The 23,741-nt window shown below is 62.9% G+C and carries 23 protein-coding genes; 6 read left to right on the top strand and 17 right to left on the bottom strand.

From position 1 onward, the window contains the following. Nucleotides 1-105: 105 nt before the first annotated feature. Nucleotides 106-981, top strand: coding sequence for a l-ornithine N(alpha)-acyltransferase (gene olsB, locus AC0L2V_RS21305; protein WP_167366477.1), 876 nt, complete (start codon nucleotides 106-108; stop codon nucleotides 979-981). Between the two features lie 85 nt (nucleotides 982-1,066). On the opposite strand, the gene AC0L2V_RS21300 is transcribed toward olsB, so the two are convergent. Next, the gene (locus AC0L2V_RS21300; RefSeq protein WP_023797432.1) at nucleotides 1,067-1,699 is read right to left on the bottom strand and encodes a trimeric intracellular cation channel family protein; all 633 of its coding nucleotides are present in this window, start codon (nucleotides 1,697-1,699) and stop codon (nucleotides 1,067-1,069) included. A 110-nt stretch (nucleotides 1,700-1,809) separates the two neighbouring features. After that, entirely contained in the window at nucleotides 1,810-2,445 is a 636-nt protein-coding gene (gene grpE / locus AC0L2V_RS21295; RefSeq protein ID WP_473521115.1) for a nucleotide exchange factor GrpE, read from the bottom strand. Between the two features lie 239 nt (nucleotides 2,446-2,684). Between grpE and AC0L2V_RS21290 the strand changes: the two genes are divergently transcribed. Both AC0L2V_RS21290 and AC0L2V_RS21285 read left to right on the top strand, forming a co-directional pair. Beyond that, nucleotides 2,685-2,918, top strand: coding sequence for a hypothetical protein (locus tag AC0L2V_RS21290; RefSeq protein ID WP_023797430.1), 234 nt, complete (start codon nucleotides 2,685-2,687; stop codon nucleotides 2,916-2,918). Nucleotides 2,919-3,052: 134 nt separating this feature from the next. Then, a complete protein-coding gene (locus tag AC0L2V_RS21285) occupies nucleotides 3,053-4,075 on the top strand; it encodes a fatty acid desaturase (protein ID WP_473521114.1) in 1,023 nt (340 codons plus the stop codon). A gap of 140 nt (nucleotides 4,076-4,215) precedes the next feature. Here AC0L2V_RS21285 and AC0L2V_RS21280 read toward each other — a convergent pair whose 3' ends face one another. The 6 genes from AC0L2V_RS21280 to cysG all read right to left on the bottom strand — a co-directional run bounded on the left by AC0L2V_RS21280 (nucleotide 4,216) and on the right by cysG (nucleotide 9,886). Continuing rightward, on the bottom strand, nucleotides 4,216-4,836 hold the full coding sequence (locus tag AC0L2V_RS21280; protein WP_023797428.1) for a DJ-1/PfpI family protein: 621 nt from the start codon (nucleotides 4,834-4,836) through the stop codon (nucleotides 4,216-4,218). Between the two features lie 135 nt (nucleotides 4,837-4,971). Further along, entirely contained in the window at nucleotides 4,972-5,508 is a 537-nt protein-coding gene (locus AC0L2V_RS21275; RefSeq protein ID WP_473521113.1) for a DUF934 domain-containing protein, read from the bottom strand. Nucleotides 5,509-5,675: 167 nt separating this feature from the next. Further along, nucleotides 5,676-6,440 (bottom strand): phosphoadenylyl-sulfate reductase, encoded by a 765-nt coding sequence (locus AC0L2V_RS21270; RefSeq protein WP_287122714.1) that lies wholly within the window; start codon nucleotides 6,438-6,440, stop codon nucleotides 5,676-5,678. Further along, nucleotides 6,415-8,085 carry a nitrite/sulfite reductase gene (locus AC0L2V_RS21265; RefSeq protein WP_473521112.1) on the bottom strand — a complete coding sequence of 557 codons (1,671 nt, stop codon included), beginning with the start codon at nucleotides 8,083-8,085 and terminating at the stop codon, nucleotides 6,415-6,417. Before AC0L2V_RS21265 ends, AC0L2V_RS21270 begins: the two co-directional genes overlap by 26 nt. Before the next feature lie 47 nt (nucleotides 8,086-8,132). Next, nucleotides 8,133-8,438: a DUF2849 domain-containing protein gene (locus AC0L2V_RS21260; RefSeq protein ID WP_473521111.1), complete on the bottom strand. Its 306-nt coding sequence runs from the start codon at nucleotides 8,436-8,438 to the stop codon at nucleotides 8,133-8,135. Next, nucleotides 8,435-9,886 (bottom strand): siroheme synthase CysG, encoded by a 1,452-nt coding sequence (gene cysG / locus AC0L2V_RS21255; protein ID WP_473521110.1) that lies wholly within the window; start codon nucleotides 9,884-9,886, stop codon nucleotides 8,435-8,437. The genes AC0L2V_RS21260 and cysG overlap by 4 nt, the downstream gene beginning before the upstream one ends. Nucleotides 9,887-10,325: 439 nt before the next feature. Between cysG and AC0L2V_RS21250 the strand changes: the two genes are divergently transcribed. Then, on the top strand, nucleotides 10,326-10,775 hold the full coding sequence (locus AC0L2V_RS21250) for a baeRF12 domain-containing protein (RefSeq protein WP_027153079.1): 450 nt from the start codon (nucleotides 10,326-10,328) through the stop codon (nucleotides 10,773-10,775). Nucleotides 10,776-10,973: 198 nt separating this feature from the next. Continuing rightward, nucleotides 10,974-12,743 (top strand): YbaL family putative K(+) efflux transporter, encoded by a 1,770-nt coding sequence (gene ybaL / locus AC0L2V_RS21245; protein ID WP_473521109.1) that lies wholly within the window; start codon nucleotides 10,974-10,976, stop codon nucleotides 12,741-12,743. A gap of 131 nt (nucleotides 12,744-12,874) precedes the next feature. Here the strand turns inward: ybaL and AC0L2V_RS21240 are convergent, their stop codons facing one another. The 8 genes from AC0L2V_RS21240 to AC0L2V_RS21205 all read right to left on the bottom strand — a co-directional run bounded on the left by AC0L2V_RS21240 (nucleotide 12,875) and on the right by AC0L2V_RS21205 (nucleotide 19,931). Then, nucleotides 12,875-13,627 (bottom strand): SDR family NAD(P)-dependent oxidoreductase, encoded by a 753-nt coding sequence (locus AC0L2V_RS21240; protein WP_473521108.1) that lies wholly within the window; start codon nucleotides 13,625-13,627, stop codon nucleotides 12,875-12,877. A gap of 55 nt (nucleotides 13,628-13,682) precedes the next feature. Further along, nucleotides 13,683-15,935, bottom strand: a complete 2,253-nt coding sequence (locus AC0L2V_RS21235) for a transglycosylase domain-containing protein (RefSeq protein ID WP_473510773.1) — start codon at nucleotides 15,933-15,935, stop codon at nucleotides 13,683-13,685. Nucleotides 15,936-16,386: 451 nt separating this feature from the next. Continuing rightward, nucleotides 16,387-16,776: a hypothetical protein gene (locus AC0L2V_RS21230; protein WP_027153082.1), complete on the bottom strand. Its 390-nt coding sequence runs from the start codon at nucleotides 16,774-16,776 to the stop codon at nucleotides 16,387-16,389. 204 nt (nucleotides 16,777-16,980) lie between these two features. Then, the gene (locus tag AC0L2V_RS21225; RefSeq protein WP_027153083.1) at nucleotides 16,981-17,127 is read right to left on the bottom strand and encodes a hypothetical protein; all 147 of its coding nucleotides are present in this window, start codon (nucleotides 17,125-17,127) and stop codon (nucleotides 16,981-16,983) included. A gap of 27 nt (nucleotides 17,128-17,154) precedes the next feature. Continuing rightward, complete coding sequence (locus AC0L2V_RS21220) at nucleotides 17,155-17,409, bottom strand: GlsB/YeaQ/YmgE family stress response membrane protein (RefSeq protein WP_473510776.1); 255 nt, start codon at nucleotides 17,407-17,409, stop codon at nucleotides 17,155-17,157. Between the two features lie 105 nt (nucleotides 17,410-17,514). Then, nucleotides 17,515-17,763, bottom strand: coding sequence for a hypothetical protein (locus AC0L2V_RS21215; protein ID WP_023797415.1), 249 nt, complete (start codon nucleotides 17,761-17,763; stop codon nucleotides 17,515-17,517). A gap of 51 nt (nucleotides 17,764-17,814) precedes the next feature. Beyond that, the gene (locus AC0L2V_RS21210; RefSeq protein ID WP_128184720.1) at nucleotides 17,815-18,435 is read right to left on the bottom strand and encodes a ribonuclease D; all 621 of its coding nucleotides are present in this window, start codon (nucleotides 18,433-18,435) and stop codon (nucleotides 17,815-17,817) included. 110 nt (nucleotides 18,436-18,545) lie between these two features. Further along, the gene (locus tag AC0L2V_RS21205) at nucleotides 18,546-19,931 is read right to left on the bottom strand and encodes a M20/M25/M40 family metallo-hydrolase (RefSeq protein WP_473521107.1); all 1,386 of its coding nucleotides are present in this window, start codon (nucleotides 19,929-19,931) and stop codon (nucleotides 18,546-18,548) included. Between the two features lie 404 nt (nucleotides 19,932-20,335). Here AC0L2V_RS21205 and polA point away from each other — a divergent pair, with 404 nt between their 5' ends. Further along, the gene (polA, locus tag AC0L2V_RS21200; RefSeq protein WP_473521106.1) at nucleotides 20,336-23,302 is read left to right on the top strand and encodes a DNA polymerase I; all 2,967 of its coding nucleotides are present in this window, start codon (nucleotides 20,336-20,338) and stop codon (nucleotides 23,300-23,302) included. A gap of 14 nt (nucleotides 23,303-23,316) precedes the next feature. On the opposite strand, the gene AC0L2V_RS21195 is transcribed toward polA, so the two are convergent. Further along, nucleotides 23,317-23,721: a Fur family transcriptional regulator gene (locus tag AC0L2V_RS21195; RefSeq protein WP_023797411.1), complete on the bottom strand. Its 405-nt coding sequence runs from the start codon at nucleotides 23,719-23,721 to the stop codon at nucleotides 23,317-23,319. Between the last annotated feature and the right edge of the window lie 20 nt (nucleotides 23,722-23,741).

The raw sequence follows: 23,741 nt of genomic DNA, 5'->3' as shown, positions 1-23,741 counted from the left end.
TGCCGGCAGGGCCGTATCACGGTACTGTCACAATCCTGTTGCACATACGCCGTATCCCCGTGCCAAGAGGGATGGCTCGAAGGAGAATCACTCGTGCATACAGTTATGCCGGAATGTGACGCTCGGCCGAACGCCAGGGGTGCTTTGCTCACCGGGCGCAACGTCGATGCTGTCATAAAAGGCGAAGCGCTTGGCCGTATCGGCAACCTCGAAGTGCGGCTCGCACGCAACGAGGCCGAGATCGCCGCCGCGCAGGAAGTGCGCTACCGGGTGTTCTATGACGAGCTCGGCGCCAGGAAAACCCTGTTTCAGGTGCAGGACCGCCGCGACGCCGACCATTTTGATCCGCTCTGTGATCATCTGCTCGTCTTCGACACCTCGCTGTCCGGTCCCGAGCATCGCCGCATTGTCGGCACCTACCGCCTGTTGCGGCAGGAGATCGCGGCAGCGGCCGGCGGCTTCTATTCCGAGGGCGAGTTTGAGCTGACCAATCTTATCGCCCGCCATCCCGGCCAGCGTTTCCTCGAGCTCGGCCGCTCCTGCGTCTTGCCGGAATACCGCTCGAAGCGCACCATCGAGGCGCTCTGGCAAGGTATCTGGGCCTATATCAACCATTATGGGATCGGCGTGATGACCGGTTGCGCCTCGTTCCCCGGCACCGTGCCGGCGGCGCACGCCGAAGCGCTGACCTATCTCGCCCATCACTGCCGGACGAATTCGGCCTGGGACGTGCGCGCCGTCGCCGGCCGCTACTGTTCCATGGATTTGATGCCGATCGAGGCGGTCAACGCCAAGGCCGCGATCGCGGCGATGCCACCGCTGGTCAAGGGCTATCTGCGCGTCGGCGCGCGCATCGGCGACGGCTGCGTCATCGACCGCGAATTCTCGACGGTCGACGTGTTCGTGGTGATGCCGGTCAAGGAGATCGGCGCCCGCTACGTCAGCTATTATGGCGGGGAAGCCCAGCGCTTCGCCGCCTGAGATTCCAATGAGTAGCGAATAGGGAGTAGCGAGTAGCGGGAGTTTCGCTGCGGATCGTTGTCCCCAGTCGCTACTCGCCCTCATTTCACGGAATATCTTCCGGCCGCCGGCCGGGCCGGCTCTTGTAGGACGGAAAGGCCCAGCCGAACTTAAGCGCGCCGCCACGCACGCAGAAAGCGGCTATGAAGCCCACCAGGCCCGAGGCGAGCGGCGGCAGTCCGGCGAGATCGCCTGTTGTAAACAGGATGGCGCCCGCAAGGGCGGCGGTGACATAGATTTCTGGTCTCAAGAGCACCGAAGCCTCACCGGCCAGCAGGTCGCGCAAGATCCCGCCGAACGTGGCGGTGAGCACGCCGGTAACAACGGACACGACCGGCGAGCCGGTGATGGCCAGGCCCTTGGCGGCACCCATCACCGAAAACGCGGCGAGGCCGACGGCGTCGAGCCAGAGCAGTAATTTCCAGCGGGATTCGAGACGGTGCGCCCCGAAAAAGACAAGCATCGCCACCACCGCGCAGATCAGCACATAGCCAGAGTTGGTAACCCAGAAGACCGGCAGATTGAGGATGACGTCACGAAACGTGCCACCGCCGATGCCGGTGACGCTGGCCAGGAACAGAAAGCCGATGATGTCGAGCTGCTTGCGCGAAGCGGCCAGCGCACCGGTCGCCGCGAAGACGGCGACACCGGCATAGTCGAGAAGCTCGATCGGGTTCAAGGGCATAGCGGAGTAGGAGAGCGGGTGAATAGGGATGTATGAATAGCACGAAGCCGGACGATTGGTACGGCTCCTTTACCCTACTGCTCCTACTGCCCTATTCCCTTAACTTACGCATCCTTCTCAGCTTGCTCATTCACCGGCCCTGGCTCGACCGGCGCTTCGCTTGCCACATGCTTGGGACCGCCCTTGGCAACGCCGACCATGGCCGGCCGCAGCACCCGCTCGCCGATCGAATAGCCGGGCTGCACGACCTGGACCACCGTGTTGGCCGGCACCTCCGGATTGGGCACCTCGAACATCGCCTGATGGAAATTCGGGTCGAATTTCTCGCCTTCCGGCTCGAGCTTCTTCACTCCGTGCCGCTCGAGCGCCGATAGCATGGCGCGCTCGGTGAGCTCGACGCCCTCGATCAGTGACTTCAAACCGGCATCACCTGACGCCTTGGACTCAGCCGGGATCGCATCCAGTGCGCGGCGCAGATTGTCCGATACCGACAGCATGTCACGGGCGAAATTGGCAACCGCATAGGCGCGTGCATCGTGCACGTCACGGGCGGTACGGCGACGCAGATTCTCCATCTCGGCTGCGACGCGGAGCGCGCGGTCCTTCAACTCGTCGTTTTCCTTCAGCAGCCGCACAAGCGCTTCATAGTCGCCGTCGGCGCTGCCTTGCGTGTATTCGGTGGCAGCCCCGGCCGTCTCGGCTTCATCGGGCGCGCGTTCGTCTTTTGCCTGGTCGCTCATCGCCGTTTCCCGTCATTTCAAATGATGTGGATTTTGTGCCCGATATCGAGGTTTGGCGGCCAAAAATCAAGGGGCAAGCGATACTGGACAGGCCGCTCGCGCTTTTGACGTCGCATCATGGAGACCTTTCGATATTAATTCAAATTTTACTGTAACCACCGGCTTTGCTTGCCAAGATGCTGCGATAGGGGAACCATTCGTCTGCTGGAAGAGTTTCGAAACCGACACAGGATTTTGAGATGGCGACCCGCAACGACGGCGACCGTAAGAATGGCGCCCCCAACGATGACGAAAGACGTGAAAGGCTGGCGGCCGGCATCAGGCGCCAGTTCGGCACCGAGGCAACGATGCACTTTCTGCGCGCGTTGCCGGCGTTCCGGACGGAGAACGACATTCCCGATCGTTTCAGGGAATTGCTTGACCGCCTGGACGGCATCGAAAGCAGCGTAGCCGCCGGTGGCAACCGGCGATAGACAACACACACGCCTGTCGCTGAGCGCCATTGGCATGCCTTTTGCCGCAACTTGCGCGTCGCGCGACAATTACCCGCAGTAACTTTGCGTGATGCCTGGCTTGCGGCGACGAAATGGTCCGTCTATGCTTCCTGATGAACATGATTTCCCCCGAAGCTGTAGCGAACAGCAAGCGTGCCTGGTTGAAGATCCTGGCGCGCTACAAGAAACCTGACAGGCGGCGCAGCGCCGTCGAACTTGCCATCACCCTCATCCCCTTTGCCACGCTGTGGGCAATGTCCTCGGCTGCCTATGCCTATGGCCATTGGTGGGGTCTGATCCTCATCCTTCCGGCCGCCGGCTTTCTGGTGCGGATCTTCATGATCCAGCACGATTGCGGCCACGGCTCGTTCTTCGCCAATCGCACCGCCGACGACTGGATCGGCCGCGGGCTGGGCATCCTGACCTTGACGCCTTACGATTGCTGGCGGCGTGCCCACGCAACCCATCACGCCAGCGCCGGCAATCTCGATGAGCGCGGCACGGGCGACATCAGGACGCTGACTGTTGCCGAATATCGGCAAATGTCCTGGCGGGGCCGCCTTGCCTATCGTCTCTATCGCCATCCGCTCGTCATGTTCGGCCTCGGCCCCATTTGGCTTTTCATCTTTGAGCAGCGACTGCCGGTCGGCATGATGCGAGGCGGCCTCACGCCCTGGGTGTCGTCGATGGCCACCAACGTGGCCATCGCGGTTGCGGCCGCCGCCCTCATCTGGTTCGTCGGCCTCGAAGCGTTCCTGGTTGTCCACTTGCCCATCGTCGTTCTCGCCGGCTCCGCCGGCATCTGGCTGTTCTACGTCCAGCACCAGTTCGAAGAGACAGAGTGGGCAAAGGACTCCGAATGGGAGTTCCAGCATGCGGCCCTGCACGGCTCGTCCTATTATGACCTGCCGCCGGTGCTGAACTGGTTCACCGGCAATATCGGCGTCCATCACGTGCATCACCTCTCCGCCAAGGTGCCGTGCTATCGGCTCCAGGAGGTCCTGAGGGACTATCCGGAACTGCGCGAAATCGGCCGCGTCACGCTTCTCGACAGCCTGCGCTGCGTCAAGCTGGCGCTGTGGGATGAGAGCCGCAGCAAGCTGGTGTCGTTTCGCGAAGCGCGGATGACTGCGTAAAAGCATCACCCGAAAATCGAAATCGATTTTCGGAAGGATCATGCGCAGAATCAAGTTCTACAGCGTCCTTTGCGCGTCCCAAAAGGACGCGGCGCTGTAGTGCCGCCGCACCACAGGTGCGGCGGTTTCCAAGGCCCGACTCAAGCCGCCTTGCGTTCGTCGCGCATCAGGATCTCGCCGTGGCGGATCTCGGTGCCAAGCACTTTCAGGCATTCGCGCATGAAGGCGGCCAGCCCCGGCCAGCCCTTGGCCGACACCAGATTGCCGTCGACATGGGCGCCGGTCGGCGCGACATCGATGTAGGTGCCGCCAGCGAGCGTGACTTCCGGCTCGCAATACTGCAGCGCCGCGACTTCCCTGCCACGCAGCACGCCGTCGACCGCCATCAGGATCTGCGCGCCGTGGCAAATGGTGAAGATCGGCTTGCCGGTCTCGTGGAAATGCCGCACCAGCGCCTGCACGCGCTTGTCGATGCGGATATATTCCGGCCCGCGCCCGCCTGCCGCATAGACCGCATCGTATTCGGCCGGATTGACCTCGGAAAACGTCTTGTTGAGGATGTAGTCATGGCCGAGCTTTTCCGTATAGGTCTGGTGACCCTCGAAGTCGTGCAGCGACGTCTTCAGGATATCGCCCGCCTTCTTGTCAGGACACACGACATGCACGGTGTGGCCGACCGCATGCATGGCCTGTTCAAAGACGAAAATCTCGTATTCCTCGCTGAACTCGCCAACGAGCATCAATATCTTCTTACCAGCCATTCCCGGTTCCTCCCTTGGTGGCGAATTTATTTCGGATCGCGAAATAATAGGCCGTATCTTAAGGGGCGGATGCCGAAAATAAAAGATTGAATCGGCAAAGTGGTCCGACCAGATGCGACTTGCTCGGTGGGGATATCAACCGGTGCGCACCCGCCGCCAGGAATATTTGGGGCCTTTGGCCTCCGGCTTCACGGTCGGCTGGTAGGACAGCGGCAGACCGCCGGTGCGGCCTTCCTCGAGCCGTTTCAGCAACACTGCATTTGACACTTCGAACTCGTCGAAGCCGAGGCGCAGCATATGCGGAAGCTGGTCGACCAGAACCTGTCCGGTGGCGCGGACCGCGCCCTCGAAACGGTAGCGGCTGCGCAGCAGTTCGCCCTTGGAGAAGGAGCGGCCGTCACTGAAAGCCGGGAAGGCCAGCGCCACCAGCGATATCTGGTCGAGCAGGTCCGCGATCTTTTCGAGTTGATCGCCGGGCTGAAGCAGCACGCCGAGGCGCTCCTTCGCCGACCGGCGCACCGCCGGATCGAGGTCGAGAAACGCCTGCAGCGGCAGGATGAAGCGGCCATTGCCGGACAGTGCGTCGGCGCTCTCGGCATGGCTCCACTCGTCCTCGCTAAAACCTGTCGGGGTCCAGAGGCGGGTGGCGTTTTCCGCTATCGATTCACTCATCGAGAAATTCCCAAGTCCACAAAATTCCAAAGTTCAAAACGCTCGAGGGTGTGTTGAGATTCAGGTAAGGCCGAGCCGAGAATGGTGGCTTCCGAGAACCGGAGCGGAGCGTACTTTGGGTACGTGCCGCCATTCGCAGGCCAGCCTCACCTGAATATCGACATACCCTAAAGCGATGCGTCGGTCAGCGACTTCTCCAGCCCCGACAAATGGATGCCGCACTCGGTCTTGGCGTGCCCCACCCAGCGGCCGCTGCGTGCATCCTCGCCCGGCTGCACCGGCTGCGTGCACGGGAAGCAGCCTATCGAGAGATAGCCATAGGCGACCAGCGGATTCTCACGCAGCGCATGCGCGCGCATATAGTTGGCCTGGTCTGATGTCGTCCAATGCGCCAGCGGATTGATGCGAATGCGCGAGCCGACCGCCTCGAACACCGGCAGGGATGCCCGCGTCGTCGCCTGAAAACGCTTGCGGCCGGTGAACCAGGCGCGGAACGGCTCGACGCCGCGCGCCAGCGGCTCGACCTTGCGGACCTCGCAGCAGGCGTCGGTGTCGGTTTCGTTCAGATTACCGGTCGGATCGATCCGTTCGAGCGCCGCTTCTTCGGGCGTGATCACCCTGATATCGGTCAACCCGAAATCGGCAACCAGCGCGTCGCGATAGCCGAGCGTCTCCTCGAAGTGCTTGCCGGTGTCGAGGAAGATGACCGGCAGCGTCCGGTCGATCTTGGCGATCATGTGCAGAAGCACTGCAGAATCCGCCCCGAACGACGAAACTGCGGCGATTTCACCGTGAAAGAATTCCCGGGCCGACCGCTCGATGATCTCCAGCGGCTTGAGATGACCATAGAGCGCATCGAGCCCCGCCGCTTCGGCGGCGATGCCGGCCTCGACGTCGACGATACGATCAAGCGGCCTTGGCTTCGCCAGCATAGAGCGCCTCCTTGAACGGCGCGGGACCGACACGGCGGTAGGCGTCGATGAATTTTTCGTTTCTGTCGAGCCGGAGGCCGAGATAGGTCTCGACGATCTGCTCGATGGCGTCGGTGATCTCTGCCGAGCTGAAGCCGCGGCCGATGATCTCGCCGACCGAGGTGTTCTCGTCGGCCGAGCCGCCGAGCGTGACCTGGTAGAGTTCGGCGCCCTTCTTCTCGACGCCGAGGATGCCGATATGGCCGACATGGTGATGGCCGCAGGCATTGATGCAGCCGGAAATCTTCAGCTTCAATTCGCCGATCTCGCGCTGACGCTCGAGCGAAGCGAAACGACGCGAGATTTCCTGCGCCACCGGAATCGAGCGCGCCGTGGCCAGCGCGCAATAGTCGAGGCCCGGGCACGAGATGATGTCTGATATCAGGTTGGAATTGGCGGTCGCCAGTCCGATGTCGACCAGCGCGTCATAGACCGCCTTGAGGTCGGCGCGCGCGACATGCGGCAGGATCAGGTTCTGCTCATGGCTGACGCGCAGCTCGTCGAAAGCATATTTTTCGGCAAGGTCGGCGACCGCTTCCATCTGGCTGTCGGAGGCATCGCCCGGCGCTTCGCCAATGCCCTTGAGCGAGATGGTCACGGCGGCATAATCGGGGTGACGGTGGGTCACCACGTTCTGGTCGAGCCATTCCGAAAAGCTTTTCGAATCGAGGCGGGCGAGCTTGACGGTCTCGTCGCCTTCCGGCCGTTCGACCAGCGCCGGTGGTGCGAAATAGGCATCGATGGCGCGGATGTCGGCTTCCGGCAGTTTTAGATCCGCATCCTTAAGCTGCTGCCATTCGGCCTCGACCTGGCGGGTGATCTCCTCGACGCCGGTCTCGTGGACGAGGATCTTGATGCGCGCCTTGTATTTGTTGTCGCGGCGGCCGTAGAGGTTGTAAACGCGCAGGATCGCCGTGCAATAGGACAGAAGGTCTGCCTCGGGCAGGAAGTCGCGGATCTTCTTGGCGATCATCGGCGTACGGCCCTGGCCGCCGCCGACATAGACGGCGAAACCGAGTTCGCCGGCAGCGTTCTTCTTCAAATGCAGGCCGATGTCATGCGTCTGGATGGCGGCGCGGTCGCGCTCCGCGCCGGTCACCGCGATCTTGAATTTTCTCGGCAGGAACGAGAATTCCGGATGCACCGACGACCATTGGCGCAGGATTTCCGCATAAGGACGCGGATCGGCCACCTCGTCGGCGGCGGCACCGGCAAAGTGGTCGGCGGTGACGTTGCGGATGCAGTTGCCGCTGGTCTGGATGGCGTGCATCTCGACACCAGCCAGATCGGCCAGGATCGCCGGAATGTCCGACAGCGCCGGCCAGTTGAACTGGATGTTCTGGCGCGTCGTGAAATGGCCGTAGCCCTTGTCGTATTTGCGGGCGATGTGGCCAAGCATGCGCAACTGCTTGCTGTTCAGCGTGCCGTAAGGCACCGCGATGCGCAGCATGTAGGCGTGCAACTGCAGGTAGACGCCATTCATCAGCCGCAGCGGCCGGAATTGATCCTCGGTGATCTCGCCGGCAAGCCGCCGCGCGACCTGATCGCTGAACTCGGCGACGCGGGCCTGGACGAAATCGTGATCGAACTCATCGTAACGGTACATGTCTGGTCTTTCCGGGCGCATCCGCCCGTTGTCTTCAATGTCGTCGTTTACGCCGCCCGGGCGGCTACCGGGCGGGCCTGCTTGCCCAGGTCGTTGCGGTTGGTCGGGCCGGCGGCGCGGATCTTTTCGCGCAGCCGGACCGGCTCGACGACACCATTGGCGACGGTCACGTCGATCAGATTGACGTCGACCACTTCATTGTTGGCAGAGGCCGTGGCGCCGATCGCCTCCAGCCGGTCTTCAGCCGCCTTGTCATAGGCGACATCGGCATTGTCGATGGTCTCGGCCCAGCCGCCATTGGCGTACCAGACGGCTTCGCCGTCGGCGAGGCGGTTTGCACTCAGGACTTTCATCGTTCAGCTCCTTCGGCGGCTGTTTGGGCCGCGCCTTCATGCCTGTGTGCCGCCAGCGGCTCGGAACGTTCAAAATTGGCGCCGGCGACCGCATCGCCGATGATGGTCATGACCGGGCCGGTAAGGTCGGCGCGAACCTCCAGCGACGGCAGGTCGGCGAGCGTGCCGTGGAAACGGCGCCGGTTGGCAAGGCTGGCATTCTCGACCACGGCGACCGCCGTATCCGGCGACAGGCCGGCCTCGATCAGCCGGCCGGCAACCTCGGCCGCGACCGAGCGGCCCATATAGACGGCGACCGTGGCGCCGGAAATGGCGAGCTTGGCCCAGTCGGGCAGCGAATTTCCCTTGAGGTCGTGGCCGGTGGTGAACACCATCGACGACGACACGCCGCGCAGCGTCAGCGGCAGCTCGAAATCGGCGGCGGCGGCGAAGGCCGCGGTGACGCCCGGAACCACCTCATAGGCGATGCCGGCATCGCGCAGCGCTGCCATTTCCTCGCCCGCCCGGCCGAACACCAGCGGATCGCCGGATTTCAGCCGCACGACGCGCTTGCCGTCGCGGCCGAGCTCGATCAGCAGCGCATTGATCTCGGCTTGGCTCTTGGTGTGGCAGCCCTTGCGTTTGCCTACCGGCAGACGCTCGGCGTCGCGACGGCCCATGGCGACGATCGCCTCCGGCACCAGCGCATCATGGACAATGACATCGGCTTCCATTAGCAGCCGGTGGGCGCGCAGCGTCAGCAGGTCTTCGGCGCCGGGACCCGCGCCAACCAGGGCAATGTGACCCGATGCCGGCGCGTTCGAAAGCAACAGGTCGACGGCGGCACCGTGCGCCTGCGAAAGCTGGCCAGCCTCCATGGCGCGGGCCGGCGCGCCGCCGAAAAATTCGCTCCAGAAGCGGCGGCGGGCATTGCCTTTCGGCAGCAATCTCTCAACAGTGCCGCGCAACGAGGCAGCAAGCGAAGCAAGCGGCCCGAGCGACGGCGACAGCATGCGGTCGATGCGGCTGCGCAGCATCTGGGCAAGCACCGGTCCGGTCCCTTCCGTGCCGATGGCAATGGCGACCGGCGCGCGGTTGACCAGCGCCGGGGTGAAGAAATCGCACAGCTCCGGCCGGTCGACGGCATTGACCGGAATGCCCAGCCGGCGCGCATCCTCGGCAACGCGGCGGTCAAGCGCCTCGTTGCCGCTGGCAGCAAACACCATCACCGCGCCTTCGAGATGCGCGGCCTCATAGGCGGCAGCGATGTGGACGGCGCCATTCGCGGCGATGAAGGCCAGCAAATCATGCTCGGGGGCATCGGCTATGATGCGCAAGACGGCGCTTGACTGGCCGATCAGCCGCGCCTTGGCCAGAGCCTCCTCGCCGCCGCCGACGATGGCCACGGCTTCGCCAGCGACCCGCATAAAGACGGGAAAGGCGTTGAGCTTGGCGGGGGCCTGCGGCATAGCGAGCGGAATCCTGAATACGCTGTCGGTTTTACGCGCGGGCGCGAAAAAGCAGAAGGAACGCACTCGCGCATCGCTTCGTGTGAAGCAATCGCTTTTCCGCAAGCACCAGAGGCAGGAGAAAAAGATTCCACACCTACGAGTGGAGCGGATCCAAGCCACTGTTGCGAGCCTTGATCTGCGGCCGTTCTAGCGACAAGCGAGATATATTACAAAACACTTTTTTCTAAATTCTACCAATCTAGTAGATTAAAGCCGACATGCTCTGAGCACCGTCATCCCCGCTGGTTGGCTTGCTCGCCGTGCTTGTCGTCACCGGAACATTCCTGCCTCGGCGCGCGTTTGCTCCTCTGCGAATCCGAGCCTGGCTGTCCAGCTGCGGCAATGGCTCCAGAGACGGGCCTGGAAAACCATGAAAAACAGAAAAAGGAGCGCTCCGGTGAACAACCTCAAGCTGAAACGCGGACTGTGGGTCGTGGTCGCCGACGGCGAGAAGGCACTGTTCCTTGAGAACCGCGGCGACACCCAATATCCCGACCTTCAGGTCGTGCAGGAGATGGAACAGGAAAATCCGGCGACGCGAGAGCAAGGTTCGGACCGCCCGGGTCGCTACAGCGACGGCCCATCCGTCCACCGCAGCGCAGTCGAGGACACTGACTGGCATCGCCTCGGCAAGGAGCGTTTCGCCGACGAAGTTGCCGAGCGCCTATACAAGCTCGCGCATCGCGGCGCCTTCAAGGAGATGGTGCTGATCGCACCGCCGCAGGTACTGGGTGACATGCGTCGAAAACTGCACAAGGAAGTTGCGGAGAAAATCACAGCGGAAATTCCCAAGACGCTGACCAACCACACCATCGTCGACATCGAAAACCTGCTGCAGGCCGCCTGATCGGGCATCAGGCGCGCAGGCCATCTCTTTTTAGCAGCAACCATTGCCAGCACGAGGCGACCCGCCTCCTGCCACCCTTGTCATCGATCCACGGCATTTGCGGGTTGCCTCGCGGCCATCCGGGCCGCCATATTGCAAGGCGGCTGCTTCGGGCGGTGCATATCCGACATCGTAATTTTGAAAGGCGCTCCATAGACAATGCCGCATGACACGCCGCTTATCGCCACCATCGTCGCCGGTTTGGGGCTGGCGTTCGTCTTCGGCGCAATTGCCAATCGCTTCCGCATCCCGCCGCTGGTCGGCTACCTCGTCGCCGGCGTCCTGGTCGGGCCGAACACGCCGGGCTTCGTCGCCGATACCGGCCTCGCCAATGAACTGGCCGAAATCGGCGTGATCCTGCTGATGTTCGGCGTCGGCCTGCATTTCTCGCTGAAGGACTTGTTGTCGGTCCGCGCCATCGCCGTGCCCGGCGCCATCGTGCAGATCGGCTTCGCGACGGCGCTCGGCGCCGGCCTTGCCTGGATGCTCGGCTGGTCGATGGGCGCGGGGCTGGTGTTCGGGCTGGCGCTTTCCGTCGCATCGACCGTTGTGCTGCTGCGTGCCTTGCAGGAGCGGCGGCTGATCGAGACCGAGCGCGGCCGCATCGCCGTCGGCTGGCTGATTGTCGAGGATCTGGCCATGGTGCTGGCGCTGGTGCTTTTGCCGGCGTTGGCCGGCGTGCTGGGTGGCCAGCAGCAAGTGGAGAGCCATAGCAGTCTGCTGTCGCTGCCGGCGAGCTTCGGCGTCTGGGGTATCGTCGGCATGACGTTGGCCAAGGTCGCGGCCTTTGTCGTGGTTATGCTGGTGGTCGGCCGCCGGGTCATCCCCTGGATCCTGCACTACGTCGCCCATACCGGGTCGCGTGAATTGTTCCGGCTGGCGGTGCTGGCCATCGCGCTCGGGGTCGCTTTCGGCGCGGCCAAGCTATTCGGCGTCTCGCTGGCGCTGGGCGCATTCTTTGCCGGCATGATCATGAGCGAATCCGAACTCAGCCATCGGGCGGCCGAGGAATCGCTGCCGCTGCGCGACGCCTTTTCCGTGCTGTTCTTCGTTTCGGTCGGCATGCTGTTCGACCCATTCAGCCTGGTCAGCAATGGCTGGCCTATCCTGGCGGCACTGGCCATCATCGTCATCGGCAAATCATTGGCCGCCTTCGTCATCGTCGTCGCCTTCCGTTATCCGATCGCGACCGCGTTGATGATTTCGGCAAGCCTGGCCCAGATCGGCGAATTCTCGTTCATCCTGGCCGAGCTCGGCGTCGGGCTGAAGCTGCTGCCCGAACAAGGACGCGACCTCATCCTCGCCGGTGCTATCCTGTCGATCGTCCTCAACCCGCTGATGTTCCTTGCCGTCGACTGGATGAAACCCTGGCTGGAGAGGCGCGCCGGCAAGACGGCGCCGCTCGATGAGGCAAAGCCGATCGGCCCCGCCACGGAGCCAGGCCAGTTGGCTTCGGTTGCGGCACCGGTGGAAGAGGACGGCCCGCCGCCCAGCACAGCGCTTACCGGCCACTCCATCCTGGTCGGTTATGGCCGTGTCGGCAGCCTCGTCGGCGCGTCCTTGAAGAAGGCCGCCCTGCCCTTCCTCGTCATCGAGGATGCCGACAAGACGCTGGCGAAGCTCAAGGACGACGGCATCGAAACCGTATCCGGCAATGCGGCGAATAGCGAGGTGTTCGCCGCAGCCAATCCCAAGGGCGCGAAGCGGCTGATCCTCGCCATCCCCAACGCCTTCGAGGCGGGACAGATCGTGCTGCGCGCCCGCGCCGCCAACCCGAAGATCAACGTCATCGCCCGCGCCCACTCCGATGCCGAGGTCGAGCATCTCAAGGGGCTCGGAGCCGACACGGTCATCATGGGTGAGCGCGAGATCGCCCGTGGGATTGTGGAAGAGGTTTTGGCAGCATCGAAAGCGCCTTCAGCAGCCTAAGCCTGCCCCTCTCCCAGTGAAGAACGGGGAGAGGGGGTCGCCAGCGTTGCGGTCAAGCCCCTTCTCCCCGTTTTTTACGGGAGAAGGTCCCGGCAGGGGGTGAGGGGCAGCTTCAACGATCGATCAAAAGCTCACACGTGCTGGCCGCCATTGATGTGGATTTCCGAGCCCGTCACATAGGACGCCTGCTGTGAGCACAGGAAGAAGATGATGTCGGCGACTTCCGCCGTAGTGCCCAGCCGCCGCAGCGGAATCGTCTCGACGATCTTTTCCGTGCCCGGCGACAGGATCGCGGTGTCGATCTCGCCGGGTGCGATGGCGTTGACGCGGATGCCATGCGGGCCGAAATCATGCGCCATTTCGCGCGTCAGCGAGCCAAGCGCCGCCTTCGACGTCGCATAAGCGGTGCCGGCGAAGGGATGCACGCGAGTGCCGGCGATGGAGGTGACATTGACGATCGAGCCCTTGGCCGACGCCAATTCCCTGAACAATCCCCGCGCCAGCATGATCGGCGCGAAGAAATTGACCTGGAACACGTCGCGCCAGACATGCATCGGAGTGTCGATCGAATTCATGCGGCTATTGCCGTCCTTGAGCTTCGGCGAGATACCGGCATTGTTGACCAGCGCATGAAGCTGGCCGCTATGCGCCTCCAGCCGATGGCGGATCTCCGAGATCGCGATGCCGACATCCTCCTGGTCGGCGAGATCGACCTTGATATGGTCCTCCGGACCGGCCGGCCACGGGCAGTCGTCGGCAAAGGCCTGGCGCGAGCAGGTGATGACGCGCCAGCCTTCGCGCGAAAAGCGCTTGACCGTGGCGTGGCCGATGCCGCGGCTGGCGCCGGTCAGCACGATGGTCTTTCTGGTGTCGGTCTCGGCCATTCACGATCTCTCTTAAACCGCAGATGTAGCGGAACACGGCAGCGATGACGAGGGGTCAGCCGCCGGTGAGGATGTCGAGGATCGAGGTCTGCCGCTTCTTGACCGGGCCGCCGACATCGGCGGGCGGCACCGGGCGCTTGATCGATGCGGTTGTGCCGCCACCGCCCGGCATGCCGAAGCCGCCGGCATCGACCGTTTCGGCGGGGCGCACGGCGCGAGGCGGCGACGCTTTTTGAGCGGTCGGCGCGGATTGGCCAACCGAAGCGGACGGCACCGGCGCCGGTTGCGCCGTGTTGGGCGGTAATTCGTCCTGCACGATCGTATCGGCAGGCGTCGACCTCCATGTTCCAGGCAGCGGCCGCACCGGCACGCCTTCGTGCGCGGCGACCATGAACTCATGCCAGGCCTGCGCCGGCAGCGCGCCGCCGGTGACCTTCTTCATCGGACCGCCATCGTCATTGCCGAACCAGACTCCGGTGGTGAGATTGGCGGTATAGCCGATGAACCAGGCGTCGCGCGAATTCTGGCTGGTGCCGGTCTTGCCGGCGGCCGGCCAGGCAAAGGCCGCCTTCCTGGCAGTGCCGATTTCAACGGTGCCCATCATCATAGAGTTCATCATGCCGACGATCTCGGGCTTGATGACGCGCGGGGCGCCGCCATTGTTGTCGTAGAGCACCTTGCCGCCGGCTGTCGTCACGCGGCGGATGAAATGGACATCCGGCCGGTAGCCGCCATTGGCGAAGGGGACATAGGCCGACGTCAGTTCCAGCGGTGTCACTTCAGACGTGCCGAGCGCGATCGAGGTGTTGGCCGTTAGGTCGGACTGGACACCCATGCGATGCGCCGCTTCGACGACCGCGTCAGGCCCGACTTCCATGGTCAGCTGGGCGGCCACCGAGTTCAGCGACTTCGCCAGCGCCGTCGCCAGCGTCACCTTGCCGAAATACTTGCCGCCGTAATTGGTGGGCGTCCATTTGCCAATTTTGATCGGCGCGTCATTGCGCACGCTGTCGGGCGTGCGGCCGGCTTCCAGCGCCGCCATGTAAACAAAGGGCTTGAACGCCGAGCCCGGCTGGCGGCGCGCCTCCGAGGCGCGATCGAACTGGCTGGTCGAATAATCATAGCCGCCGACCATGGCGCGTACCGCGCCGGAATTGTCGATCGACACCAGCACGCCCTGGCTGGCATTGAGCTTTTTGCCGCTGCCGTCGATCAGTCGGCGGATCGATTGTTCGGCGAGCTTCTGCAGCGTCAGGTCGACGGTGGCGTCGACGATGATGTCGCCGCGCACGTCGCCGATCAGGTCGGGCAGTTCTTCCACGATGGCGTCGGCGACGTAGTTTTCCGAACCCGTCCAGTAGGATGCCACCCGCGACGCCGGCGCGCTCATCGCCGTTGTCAGTTCCTTGGCGCTGATCTTGCCTGCGTCGCGCATGGCGGCGAGAACAAGCTGCGAGCGCCGCTCGGCGGCCTTCGGGTCACGCGCCGGAGACAGTCGCGACGGCGCTTTCAACAGGCCGGCGAGAAGTGCGGCTTCGGGCAGCGTGACGTCGCGCGCGCTCTTGCCGAAATAGCGGCGCGAGGCCGCTTCGACACCATAGGCGCCGGAGCCGAAATAGACCCGGTTGAGATACATCTCGAGGATCTGGTCCTTGGTGTGCTTGTGCTCGAGCCACAGCGCCAGAAGCACTTCCTGCACCTTGCGTTCCAGCGTGCGATCGGGCGTCAGGAACAGGTTTTTCGCCAATTGCTGGGTCAGCGTCGAGCCGCCCTGCGAAAAACGCCCGCCGACAACGTTGGCCACCATGGCTCTGGACAGACCGATCGGATCGATGCCCAAATGCGAATAGAAGCGGCGATCTTCGATGGCGATGACGGCCTCGGGAATATAGGTCGACATTTCATGCAGGCCGACGGCTTCGCCGCCGCTCATGCCACGATTGGCGAGCAGTTTTCCGTCGACCGAGACGATCCTGATATTGGGCGCCCGGTCGGGGATGGCCCAGGTTGTGGCCGCCGGCATTTTCGCACCGTAATAGACGACGATGCCGGCGGCGGCGATGCCGCCCCAGATGGCCAGCACGAAGCACCAGTAGGCCAACCGGCCGAGCACGCCGAACAGGCCGCGCCGGCTTTTGCCGCTTCCTCGACGCGACGGTTTTGTCTTGGCCGATTGGCGCTTTGCAGAGGTTTTGCGGTTGCTCGGCACGACGCGATCCTCCTCGCTCACCGAAAAACCGGCCGAGGATTTCGCCCGTGGCGGTCCCTCGAAGCTCGGTTCGATGCGGCTGTCTCTGCGGTTCGCCATGCGCTGTGCTGTCTGTCCCGATGCCTGTCGCATCGGCCTGAAAATCGGAATCGATTTTCGGAAAAAGCCGATGCGAAGCTTCAAAGTCTTAGAGCGTGCGTCCGAACGGACGCACGTCGCTCCATGGCGTTCCGGGTGAAGAGTAGATGCGGCGATTTAAGGGCGGGTTAAATGGTTCAAAGTTAATTCAATGCGTTACGGCACGTCACCGCTCCGTTCCTTGCTCCTGGCGGTCGGCAACAATGGCGTCTATCGCGAGACGGCGGGCGTTCTCGCATTTCGGCATCAACTGCCCAGCCGCAGTCGTTCGGCGCGGACCGCCGATAGCAAGGTTGCCGCAATCTATGCCCGTCATTAGAGCGCGATCGGTAAAGTGCGTTCGATCGCGCTCTAAACCATTGAATCTACGCATGACCTTGTCACCAAAGTGACGCGCACTGGGGGTCATGCGTTAGCCAATCGCAGCACGAACGGAAAGCGCTGCCCAGGATGATTGCATCGTCTCGCCCACATGGCAGTAGCAGACAATTTCGTGGAGCTCATTGTCGGTCAATTCGAAGAAACGCTTTGCTTCGCCATAAGTATCGTCTTTCAGCCCCTCATCGCGCAGGATCGAATCCTCGAAGGCAACCGATATTGGCGAGCCTTCGCTACGCATAATTTCGCGCTCGGGTGACGAACGATATTCGGTCCCGATAAGTGCGGTGAGGAGTCGGTTGGGCTGCCGTTCAAGAAGTTTTGACCAACGTTCGAGACGCTGGGTTCGGTCCATTGCAGGAGGCGTTGGGTCTCTGTGTACCTTTGCCACCGTATGCAGTTGGTCCAGTGTTTGGTGCCTCATGGCAACCTCCTAATAGTAGGCGGGTTGGCCCCAAACTCCCTGTACCAAGATCATACCGCGAATGTGTCGATACGTCACTCTCATTCCGTATCCAGCTTGGCTTCTCTTTGGGTGCATCGAAGGATGGAGCGGCCCCTGCCTTATCGTCAATTTTCGGCCTGATGGGGGTCATCGGCTCCTTTGCCGCGTCAACCCAACACCCGCTCAATTCCGCTGGATCGATATTCCCTTGTCGTCGATCTTGAGTTCCACGCCCTCCGGCCTGGTTTGCTCGCGATAGACATAGATGCCGAGCGCGATGACCACGACGACGAGCGCGCCGATGACGAGATAGAGCATGTTCTGTTTCATGGCGCGCCCTTGATGTGCTTCGCAGGATCAGGCCTGCTTCACCAGCTTGATCAGCACGAGCAGGATCACCGCGCCGATCGTGGCGTGGATAATGGCGGCAAATATGCCACCGCCTATGGCGAATCCCAGCCTGGGGAAGAGCAAGCCGGCTATCAAGGCGCCGACGATGCCGACGACGATATTGCCGATCAGGCCGAGGCCGAAACCCTTGACGATCAAGCCGGCGAGCCAGCCGGCAATGGCGCCGATGATGATGAAGACAAGCAGGCTCTCAGTACCCATTGCAGATCCCTCCCGCGCGAATGGTCGCGGAGCAGAAAGCTCCGAATCGACCTCCGATTGCAACAGGTCCAACCTATTGGAAAGAAACCGGCGCCGCCAGCGGCGTCATTCGCCGTCGTCATCCCCGGATGCAGGCCGCCAGCTGATCGGCTCGATCTTTCTTTGCGTATGACCGTCCGTATAGGCCCACCAGCCGGTGTCGTTCTCGTCCCAGTCGCCGCCGGCCGCTTTCAGCCGGTCGAGCGACCTGTACTGCGCGATGGATTCGTTCATCACCCCGTCGCTGTCCTTCCAGTAGACGGTGACCTTGGAGCCATCCCTGGGTGCTGTTTCGATTGGTTTTCTGGCAGCCATTTCATCCCCTCCATCGATCGATAGAACGTCGAGGCGAACACCTGGTTCCACTTAGCTGTGGGCGAAGATGTCTGCCTCATCCCAGCCCATCAGGTCGAGTTTCGCACGCGTCGGCAGGAAGCGGAAGCAGGCCTCGGCCTCCTTGCTCCGGTTGTCGCGCGCCAGCCGCATCGTCAGCACATCGCGCAGCTGGTGCAGGTAAAGCACGTCGGAGGCTGCGTATTCGAGTTGTTCGGGCGACAGCGTCTCCGCCGCCCAGTCCGACGATTGCTGCGCCTTCGACAGGCTGACGCCGAGAAGCTCAAAACAAATGTCCTTCAGCCCGTGCCGGTCGGTGTAGGTTCGGGTCAGCCGCGAGGCGATCTTGGTGCAAAACACCGGCTCTGGCATGACGCCGAAGGCGTTGTAGAGGACGGCGAGATCGAAACGGCCGAAATGGAACAGCTTGGTTATGCTGCGGTTCCTGAGCAGGCTGACGAGGTTTGGCGCCTTCTTCTGGCCGGGCGCGATCTGGATGACGTCGGCGGAACCGTCGCCCGGCGAGATCTGCACCACGCAAAGCCGGTCGCGATGCGGATTGAGCCCCAGCGTCTCCGTGTCGATCGCGACCGCCCCGACGTCGTAGTGCAAGAGCCCGGGCAGGTCGTTCTTGTGGAAGCGGATATCGCTCATCGTCTTCTCCGGTCGCGGCCCATTCGTGCGTCCAATTGGGCGCGCGTCGCTCTATCCCGTCCTCGCCGCGATCCGATGAAAAATCAACAGAAAGTTGCAGTCTGGCCCTCTCAGCGTGTCAGCGCGTCGAGAATGCGCGCCCACGAGCGCTGGCCCTTGTGGAAGGAACTCATCTCGTATTTCTCGTTCGGCGAATGGATGCGGTCATCGTCGAGCCCGAAACCGACAAGCAAGGATTCGATGCCGAGATAAGTCTGGAAATCGCCGACCACCGGGATCGAGCCGCCGCTTCCCGTGGTCACCGCCGGCTTCGGCCACTCGTCGGACAGCGCGTCCTTGGCCTTGGCGAGAAATGGCGAGTCGTAGGAAAGCTGGATCGCCGGCGAGCCGCCATGCGGGTGGAAATCGACTGAGCAGTCGGCCGGGATGCGCTCCCTGACGAAGGCCTGGAAAGCGGCGCGGATCTTTTCCGGGTTCTGCTTGTGGACGAGGCGGAAAGACACTTTTGCCGAGGCTTCCGCCGCGATCACCGTCTTGAACCCTTTGCCGGTATAGCCACCTATAATGCCGTTGAACTCGGCAGTCGGCCGCGCCCAGGTGAGTTCGAGCACCGAGCGGCCGTGTTCGCCGGAAGGGATCGACAGGCCGACGGGCCCAAGGAACGTCTCAGCGGTCTCGCCGAGCGCCTCCCACGACTTCAGGATCTGCGAACGCGTCTCCTCGACACCGTCATAGAAACCGGGAATGGTGACGCGGCCGTCCTTGTCGTGGATGTCGGCCAGGATCCTGGCCAGGATGCGAATCGGATTGGCGGCAGCACCGCCGTAGAGACCGGAATGCAGGTCGCGGTCGGCGGCTTTCACCGTGATCTCCTCGCCCACCAACCCGCGCAGCGCGACGCAGATGGACGGTGTTTCGCGGTCCCACATGCCGGTGTCGCAGACAAGCGCGAAGTCGGCCTTGAGTTCGGCCGCATTTGCCTCGAGGAACGGCTTCAGCGATGGCGAGCCGGACTCCTCCTCGCCCTCGAACAGAATTGTGATGCGGCACGGCAGCCCGCCATGCACCTGCTTCCAGGCGCGGCAAGCCTCGACGAAGGTCATCAACTGCCCCTTGTCGTCGGCCGAACCACGTCCCGCGATCACCTGGCGGCCGGGCTCGATCTGCTTTACCGAAGGCGCGAACGGATCGCTTTCCCAAAGCTCGATCGGGTCGACCGGCTGCACGTCGTAATGGCCATAGAACAGGACATGCGGCGCGCCCGCCGGCCCGTCATGGTGCGCCACCACCATCGGATGGCCTGGCGTGTCACGCACGCTGGCGTCGAAGCCGATCAGTCTGAGCTCGGCCACCAGCCATTCTGCCGCCTTGCGGCAGTCTGCGGCATAGGATGGATCAGTGGAGATCGACTTGATCCTGAGCAGGCCAAACAGGCGCTCCAGGCTCTCGTCGAGATTTTTGTCGAGGCGGTCGAGGACGGGAGAAATTCTGGACATTTTTATAAAGCCTTTCGATTCTGAGCGGCAACCCTAAAGCTGCGCGGCAGAAACGAAAAGCCGGCGGTCGTTGGACCACGGGCACCGAAAGGCAAAAAAATGCCGCCGTGGTGGAGGGGGAACCACGGCGGCCTTTACTCGAAACGATGCGGCAGCCCGGAGAGGGGGGATAGGCTGCCGCAAGTGTCCGGGATAGGCGGGGGACGGGCCTTGCTCCGGACCTCGGCGAAAAATGCCGATGGCGTTTATCTGTGTCTCCGAACGTGGCGATTCAAGGGCACGAAGATTACACTTTCGTAACATAGCCGTGATCGGATCGACGTGTCAGGGATGTTGCCGGAACCGGTGGTTGAGGCCGCCTTTGGCATGGACCACGACGCCGCGCCGCGCTATCCCTTCGTCCCATGAAAAAAGGCGATCATCTCTTCCTTGTCGACGGCTCCGGCTACATCTTCCGTGCCTATCACGCGCTACCGCCACTGACCCGCAAATCCGATGGGCTGCCGACCAGTGCCGTGCTCGGCTTCTGCAACATGGTGTGGAAGCTGACGCAGGACGCCCGCAACACCGATGTCGGCATCGTGCCGACGCATTTCGCCGTCATCTTCGACTATTCGTCGAAAACCTTCCGCAACGATCTCTACCCCGAATACAAGGCCAACCGCTCGGCACCGCCGGAAGATCTGATCCCGCAGTTCGGCCTGATCCGCCAGGCGACCAGGGCCTTCAACCTGCCCTGCCTCGAGACGGAAGGCTACGAGGCCGACGACCTGATCGCCACCTATTGCCGGCTTGCCTGCGAAGCCGGCGCCGACACCACCATCATCTCCTCCGACAAGGATCTGATGCAGCTGGTCGGCCCTTCGGTCGCCATGTACGACCCGATGAAGGACCGCCAGATCGGCGTTCCCGAGGTAATCGAGAAATGGGGCGTGCCGCCGGAAAAAATGATCGACCTGCAGGCGCTGACCGGCGATTCGGTCGATAATGTGCCGGGCGTGCCCGGCATCGGGCCGAAGACCGCAGCGCAATTGCTGGAACAGTTCGGCGATCTCGATACGCTGCTCGCCCGCGCCGCCGAGATCAAGCAGGACAAACGCCGCGAATCGATCATCGCCAACGCCGACAAGGCGCGCATCTCGCGTGAACTGGTGACGCTGAAGAACGACGTGCCGTTGAACGGCGGGCTCGATGATTTCGTGTTGCACCCGCCCGACGGACCAAGGCTGATCGGCTTCCTCAAGACGATGGAATTCTCCTCGCTGACCCGCCGCGTGGCGGAAGCAACCGGAACGGAAGCGACTGACGTCAAGGCCATGCCCGTCATTATCGAGCGCGCCGACACCGCGCATGGTCCCGATATGGGGTTTGGCGTGCCGGGCGCCGCCGAAAGCGCGGCGGGCACAGTGACAGACGAAGCCGGGGAAGCGGTGCCGGCCACCGTCAAGGTGGAACCCAAGCAAGGCGACACCCCATCGCTTCTCTCGGCGCTTCGCTTCGAGGACGCCACCGCCAGCAAGATCGACACCAGCGCCTACGTCTCCATCCGCGACACTGAAGTGTTGAAGGCATGGGTGGCCGTGGCGATGGAGGCCGGCATCGTCGGCTTCGACACCGAGACCAATTCAGCCGATCCGATGCAGGCCGAGTTGATCGGCCTGTCCATAGCCACTGCGCCCGGTCGCGCCGCCTATGTGCCGCTCGCCCACAAACGCGGAAATGGCGACCTGCTCGGCGGCGGAGTGGTCGAAAACCAGATTCCGATCCGTGATGCGCTTGCCATTCTGAAGCCGTTGCTGGAGGACAGGTCGGTTCTCAAGATCGTTCAGGAGCTGAAATACGACCTCGTCGTCATGAGCCGCCATGGCATCGATATCGCCCCCTTCGACGACACCATGCTGATTTCCTATGTGCTCGACGCAGGCACGTCCGGCGGCCACAGCATGGCGGCTCTGTCGGAAAAGTGGCTCGGCCACTCGACCATTGCCCTCAAGGAACTGGCCGGCTCTGGACGAAGCTTCGTCGGCTTCGACCAGGTCGACATCGACAAGGCAACCGCCTATGCCGCGGAGCACGCCGATGTGACGCTCAGGCTCTGGCGGGTGCTGAAGCCGCGGCTTGCCGCCAAGGGCCTCGTCTCGGTCTACGAGCGGCTGGAACGGCCGCTGGTGCCGGTTCTGGCAAGGATGGAGCAGCGCGGCATCTCCGTCGACCGGCAGATCCTGTCGCGGCTCTCCGGCGAGCTGGCACAGGGCGCCGCGCGGCTGGAGGACGAGATCTACCAGCTCGTCGGCGAGCGCATCAATATCGGCTCGCCAAAACAGCTCGGCGACATCCTGTTCGGCAGGATGGGCCTGCCCGGCGGCTCCAAGACAAAGACCGGCCAATGGTCGACCTCGGCCCAGCTCCTGGAAGACCTCGCCGCAGAAGGCCACGAGCTGCCGCGCAAGATCGTCGACTGGCGCCAGCTGACCAAATTGAAATCGACCTATACCGACGCGCTGCCCGGTTTCGTCCATCCCGATACGAAGCGCGTCCACACCTCATACGCGCTTGCCGCAACGACGACAGGCCGGCTGTCGTCCTCCGATCCCAATTTGCAGAACATTCCGGTACGCACCGTCGAGGGGCGAAAGATCCGGACGGCGTTCATCGCCGACAAGGGCAACAAGCTGGTTTCCGCCGACTACAGCCAGATCGAGCTGCGCGTGCTCGCCCATGTCGCCGAGATCCCGCAGCTCAAGCAGGCGTTTGCCGACGGCGCCGACATCCACGCCATCACCGCCTCGGAGATGTTCAACGTGCCGGTCGAGGGCATGCCCTCGGAGGTACGCCGCCGCGCCAAGGCGATCAATTTTGGCATCATCTACGGCATTTCCGCCTTTGGCCTGGCCAACCAGCTGTCGATCCCGCGCGAAGAGGCCGGCGCCTACATCAAGAAATACTTCGAACGCTTCCCAGGCATCCGCGATTATATCGACGCGACCAAGGCCTATGCCCGCGAATACGGCTATGTCGAAACGATCTTCGGCCGCCGCATCCACTACCCGGAGATACGGTCGTCAAACCCGTCGGTCCGTGCCTTCAACGAGCGCGCCTCGATCAACGCCCGGCTGCAGGGCACCGCGGCCGACATCATCCGCCGCGCCATGATTCGCATGGACGAAGCGCTGGAAAAGGCGAAGCTGTCCGCCCGCATGCTGCTGCAAGTGCATGACGAACTGGTCTTCGAGACGGCCGAAGCGGAGGTCGAGGCGACGATCCCCGTCGTGCGTCATGTCATGGAGAACGCCGCGATGCCGGCGGTGTCGATGTCGGTGCCGCTGCACGTCGACGCTCGCGCCGCCGACAATTGGGAAGAGGCGCATTAGGCTTCAACAGGCCTTTAAGCCGCCTCGGCCAGGCATTTGGCACACGTCCCGCGGAACTCGATCACCGCCTTCTTGGCGGCGAAGCCGGTCGAGCGCACCCATTCGTCGAGCCGGTGTCCGACATCATGGTCGGAAAATTCGGTCACCTGCCCGCATGTGTCGCAGATGGCAAAGGCGGTCATCGAATGGCTGTGGTCGTGCGGCTCGGCGCAGGCGACAAAGGAATTGAGGCTTTCGAGCCGGTGCACGAAGCCGGACTTCACCAGCGTGTCGAGCGCGCGATAGACCTGCAGCGGTGCGCGAAAACCCCGATCGCGAAGCTGGTCGAGCAATGTATAGGCGCTGAGCGGCCCGCTGGCGGCCTCGAGTTTCTCGAGCACGCACAACTGGTTTTTCGTCAGCACATCCCTTGCCGCCATGATCCTGTTTCCAACCCGTT

This window comes from Mesorhizobium sp. WSM4814, from assembly GCF_055811595.1.
This window is presented reverse-complemented; position numbering and strand designations above follow the sequence as displayed.

What these genes read in the sequence shown, in the direction of transcription:
- olsB (WP_167366477.1), top strand. Translation starts at nt 106, where the DNA reads ATGCCGGAATGTGACGCTCGGCCGAACGCCAGGGGTGCTTTGCTCACC.
- grpE (WP_473521115.1), bottom strand. Translation starts at nt 2,445, where the DNA reads ATGAGCGACCAGGCAAAAGACGAACGCGCGCCCGATGAAGCCGAGACG.
- AC0L2V_RS21290 (WP_023797430.1), top strand. Translation starts at nt 2,685, where the DNA reads ATGGCGACCCGCAACGACGGCGACCGTAAGAATGGCGCCCCCAACGAT.
- AC0L2V_RS21285 (WP_473521114.1), top strand. Translation starts at nt 3,053, where the DNA reads ATGAACATGATTTCCCCCGAAGCTGTAGCGAACAGCAAGCGTGCCTGG.
- AC0L2V_RS21280 (WP_023797428.1), bottom strand. Translation starts at nt 4,836, where the DNA reads ATGGCTGGTAAGAAGATATTGATGCTCGTTGGCGAGTTCAGCGAGGAA.
- AC0L2V_RS21275 (WP_473521113.1), bottom strand. Translation starts at nt 5,508, where the DNA reads ATGAGTGAATCGATAGCGGAAAACGCCACCCGCCTCTGGACCCCGACA.
- AC0L2V_RS21270 (WP_287122714.1), bottom strand. Translation starts at nt 6,440, where the DNA reads ATGCTGGCGAAGCCAAGGCCGCTTGATCGTATCGTCGACGTCGAGGCC.
- AC0L2V_RS21265 (WP_473521112.1), bottom strand. Translation starts at nt 8,085, where the DNA reads ATGTACCGTTACGATGAGTTCGATCACGATTTCGTCCAGGCCCGCGTC.
- AC0L2V_RS21260 (WP_473521111.1), bottom strand. Translation starts at nt 8,438, where the DNA reads ATGAAAGTCCTGAGTGCAAACCGCCTCGCCGACGGCGAAGCCGTCTGG.
- cysG (WP_473521110.1), bottom strand. Translation starts at nt 9,886, where the DNA reads ATGCCGCAGGCCCCCGCCAAGCTCAACGCCTTTCCCGTCTTTATGCGG.
- ybaL (WP_473521109.1), top strand. Translation starts at nt 10,974, where the DNA reads ATGCCGCATGACACGCCGCTTATCGCCACCATCGTCGCCGGTTTGGGG.
- AC0L2V_RS21240 (WP_473521108.1), bottom strand. Translation starts at nt 13,627, where the DNA reads ATGGCCGAGACCGACACCAGAAAGACCATCGTGCTGACCGGCGCCAGC.
- AC0L2V_RS21235 (WP_473510773.1), bottom strand. Translation starts at nt 15,935, where the DNA reads ATGGCGAACCGCAGAGACAGCCGCATCGAACCGAGCTTCGAGGGACCG.
- AC0L2V_RS21230 (WP_027153082.1), bottom strand. Translation starts at nt 16,776, where the DNA reads ATGAGGCACCAAACACTGGACCAACTGCATACGGTGGCAAAGGTACAC.
- AC0L2V_RS21225 (WP_027153083.1), bottom strand. Translation starts at nt 17,127, where the DNA reads ATGAAACAGAACATGCTCTATCTCGTCATCGGCGCGCTCGTCGTCGTG.
- AC0L2V_RS21220 (WP_473510776.1), bottom strand. Translation starts at nt 17,409, where the DNA reads ATGGGTACTGAGAGCCTGCTTGTCTTCATCATCATCGGCGCCATTGCC.
- AC0L2V_RS21215 (WP_023797415.1), bottom strand. Translation starts at nt 17,763, where the DNA reads ATGGCTGCCAGAAAACCAATCGAAACAGCACCCAGGGATGGCTCCAAG.
- AC0L2V_RS21210 (WP_128184720.1), bottom strand. Translation starts at nt 18,435, where the DNA reads ATGAGCGATATCCGCTTCCACAAGAACGACCTGCCCGGGCTCTTGCAC.
- AC0L2V_RS21205 (WP_473521107.1), bottom strand. Translation starts at nt 19,931, where the DNA reads ATGTCCAGAATTTCTCCCGTCCTCGACCGCCTCGACAAAAATCTCGAC.
- polA (WP_473521106.1), top strand. Translation starts at nt 20,336, where the DNA reads ATGAAAAAAGGCGATCATCTCTTCCTTGTCGACGGCTCCGGCTACATC.
- AC0L2V_RS21195 (WP_023797411.1), bottom strand. Translation starts at nt 23,721, where the DNA reads ATGGCGGCAAGGGATGTGCTGACGAAAAACCAGTTGTGCGTGCTCGAG.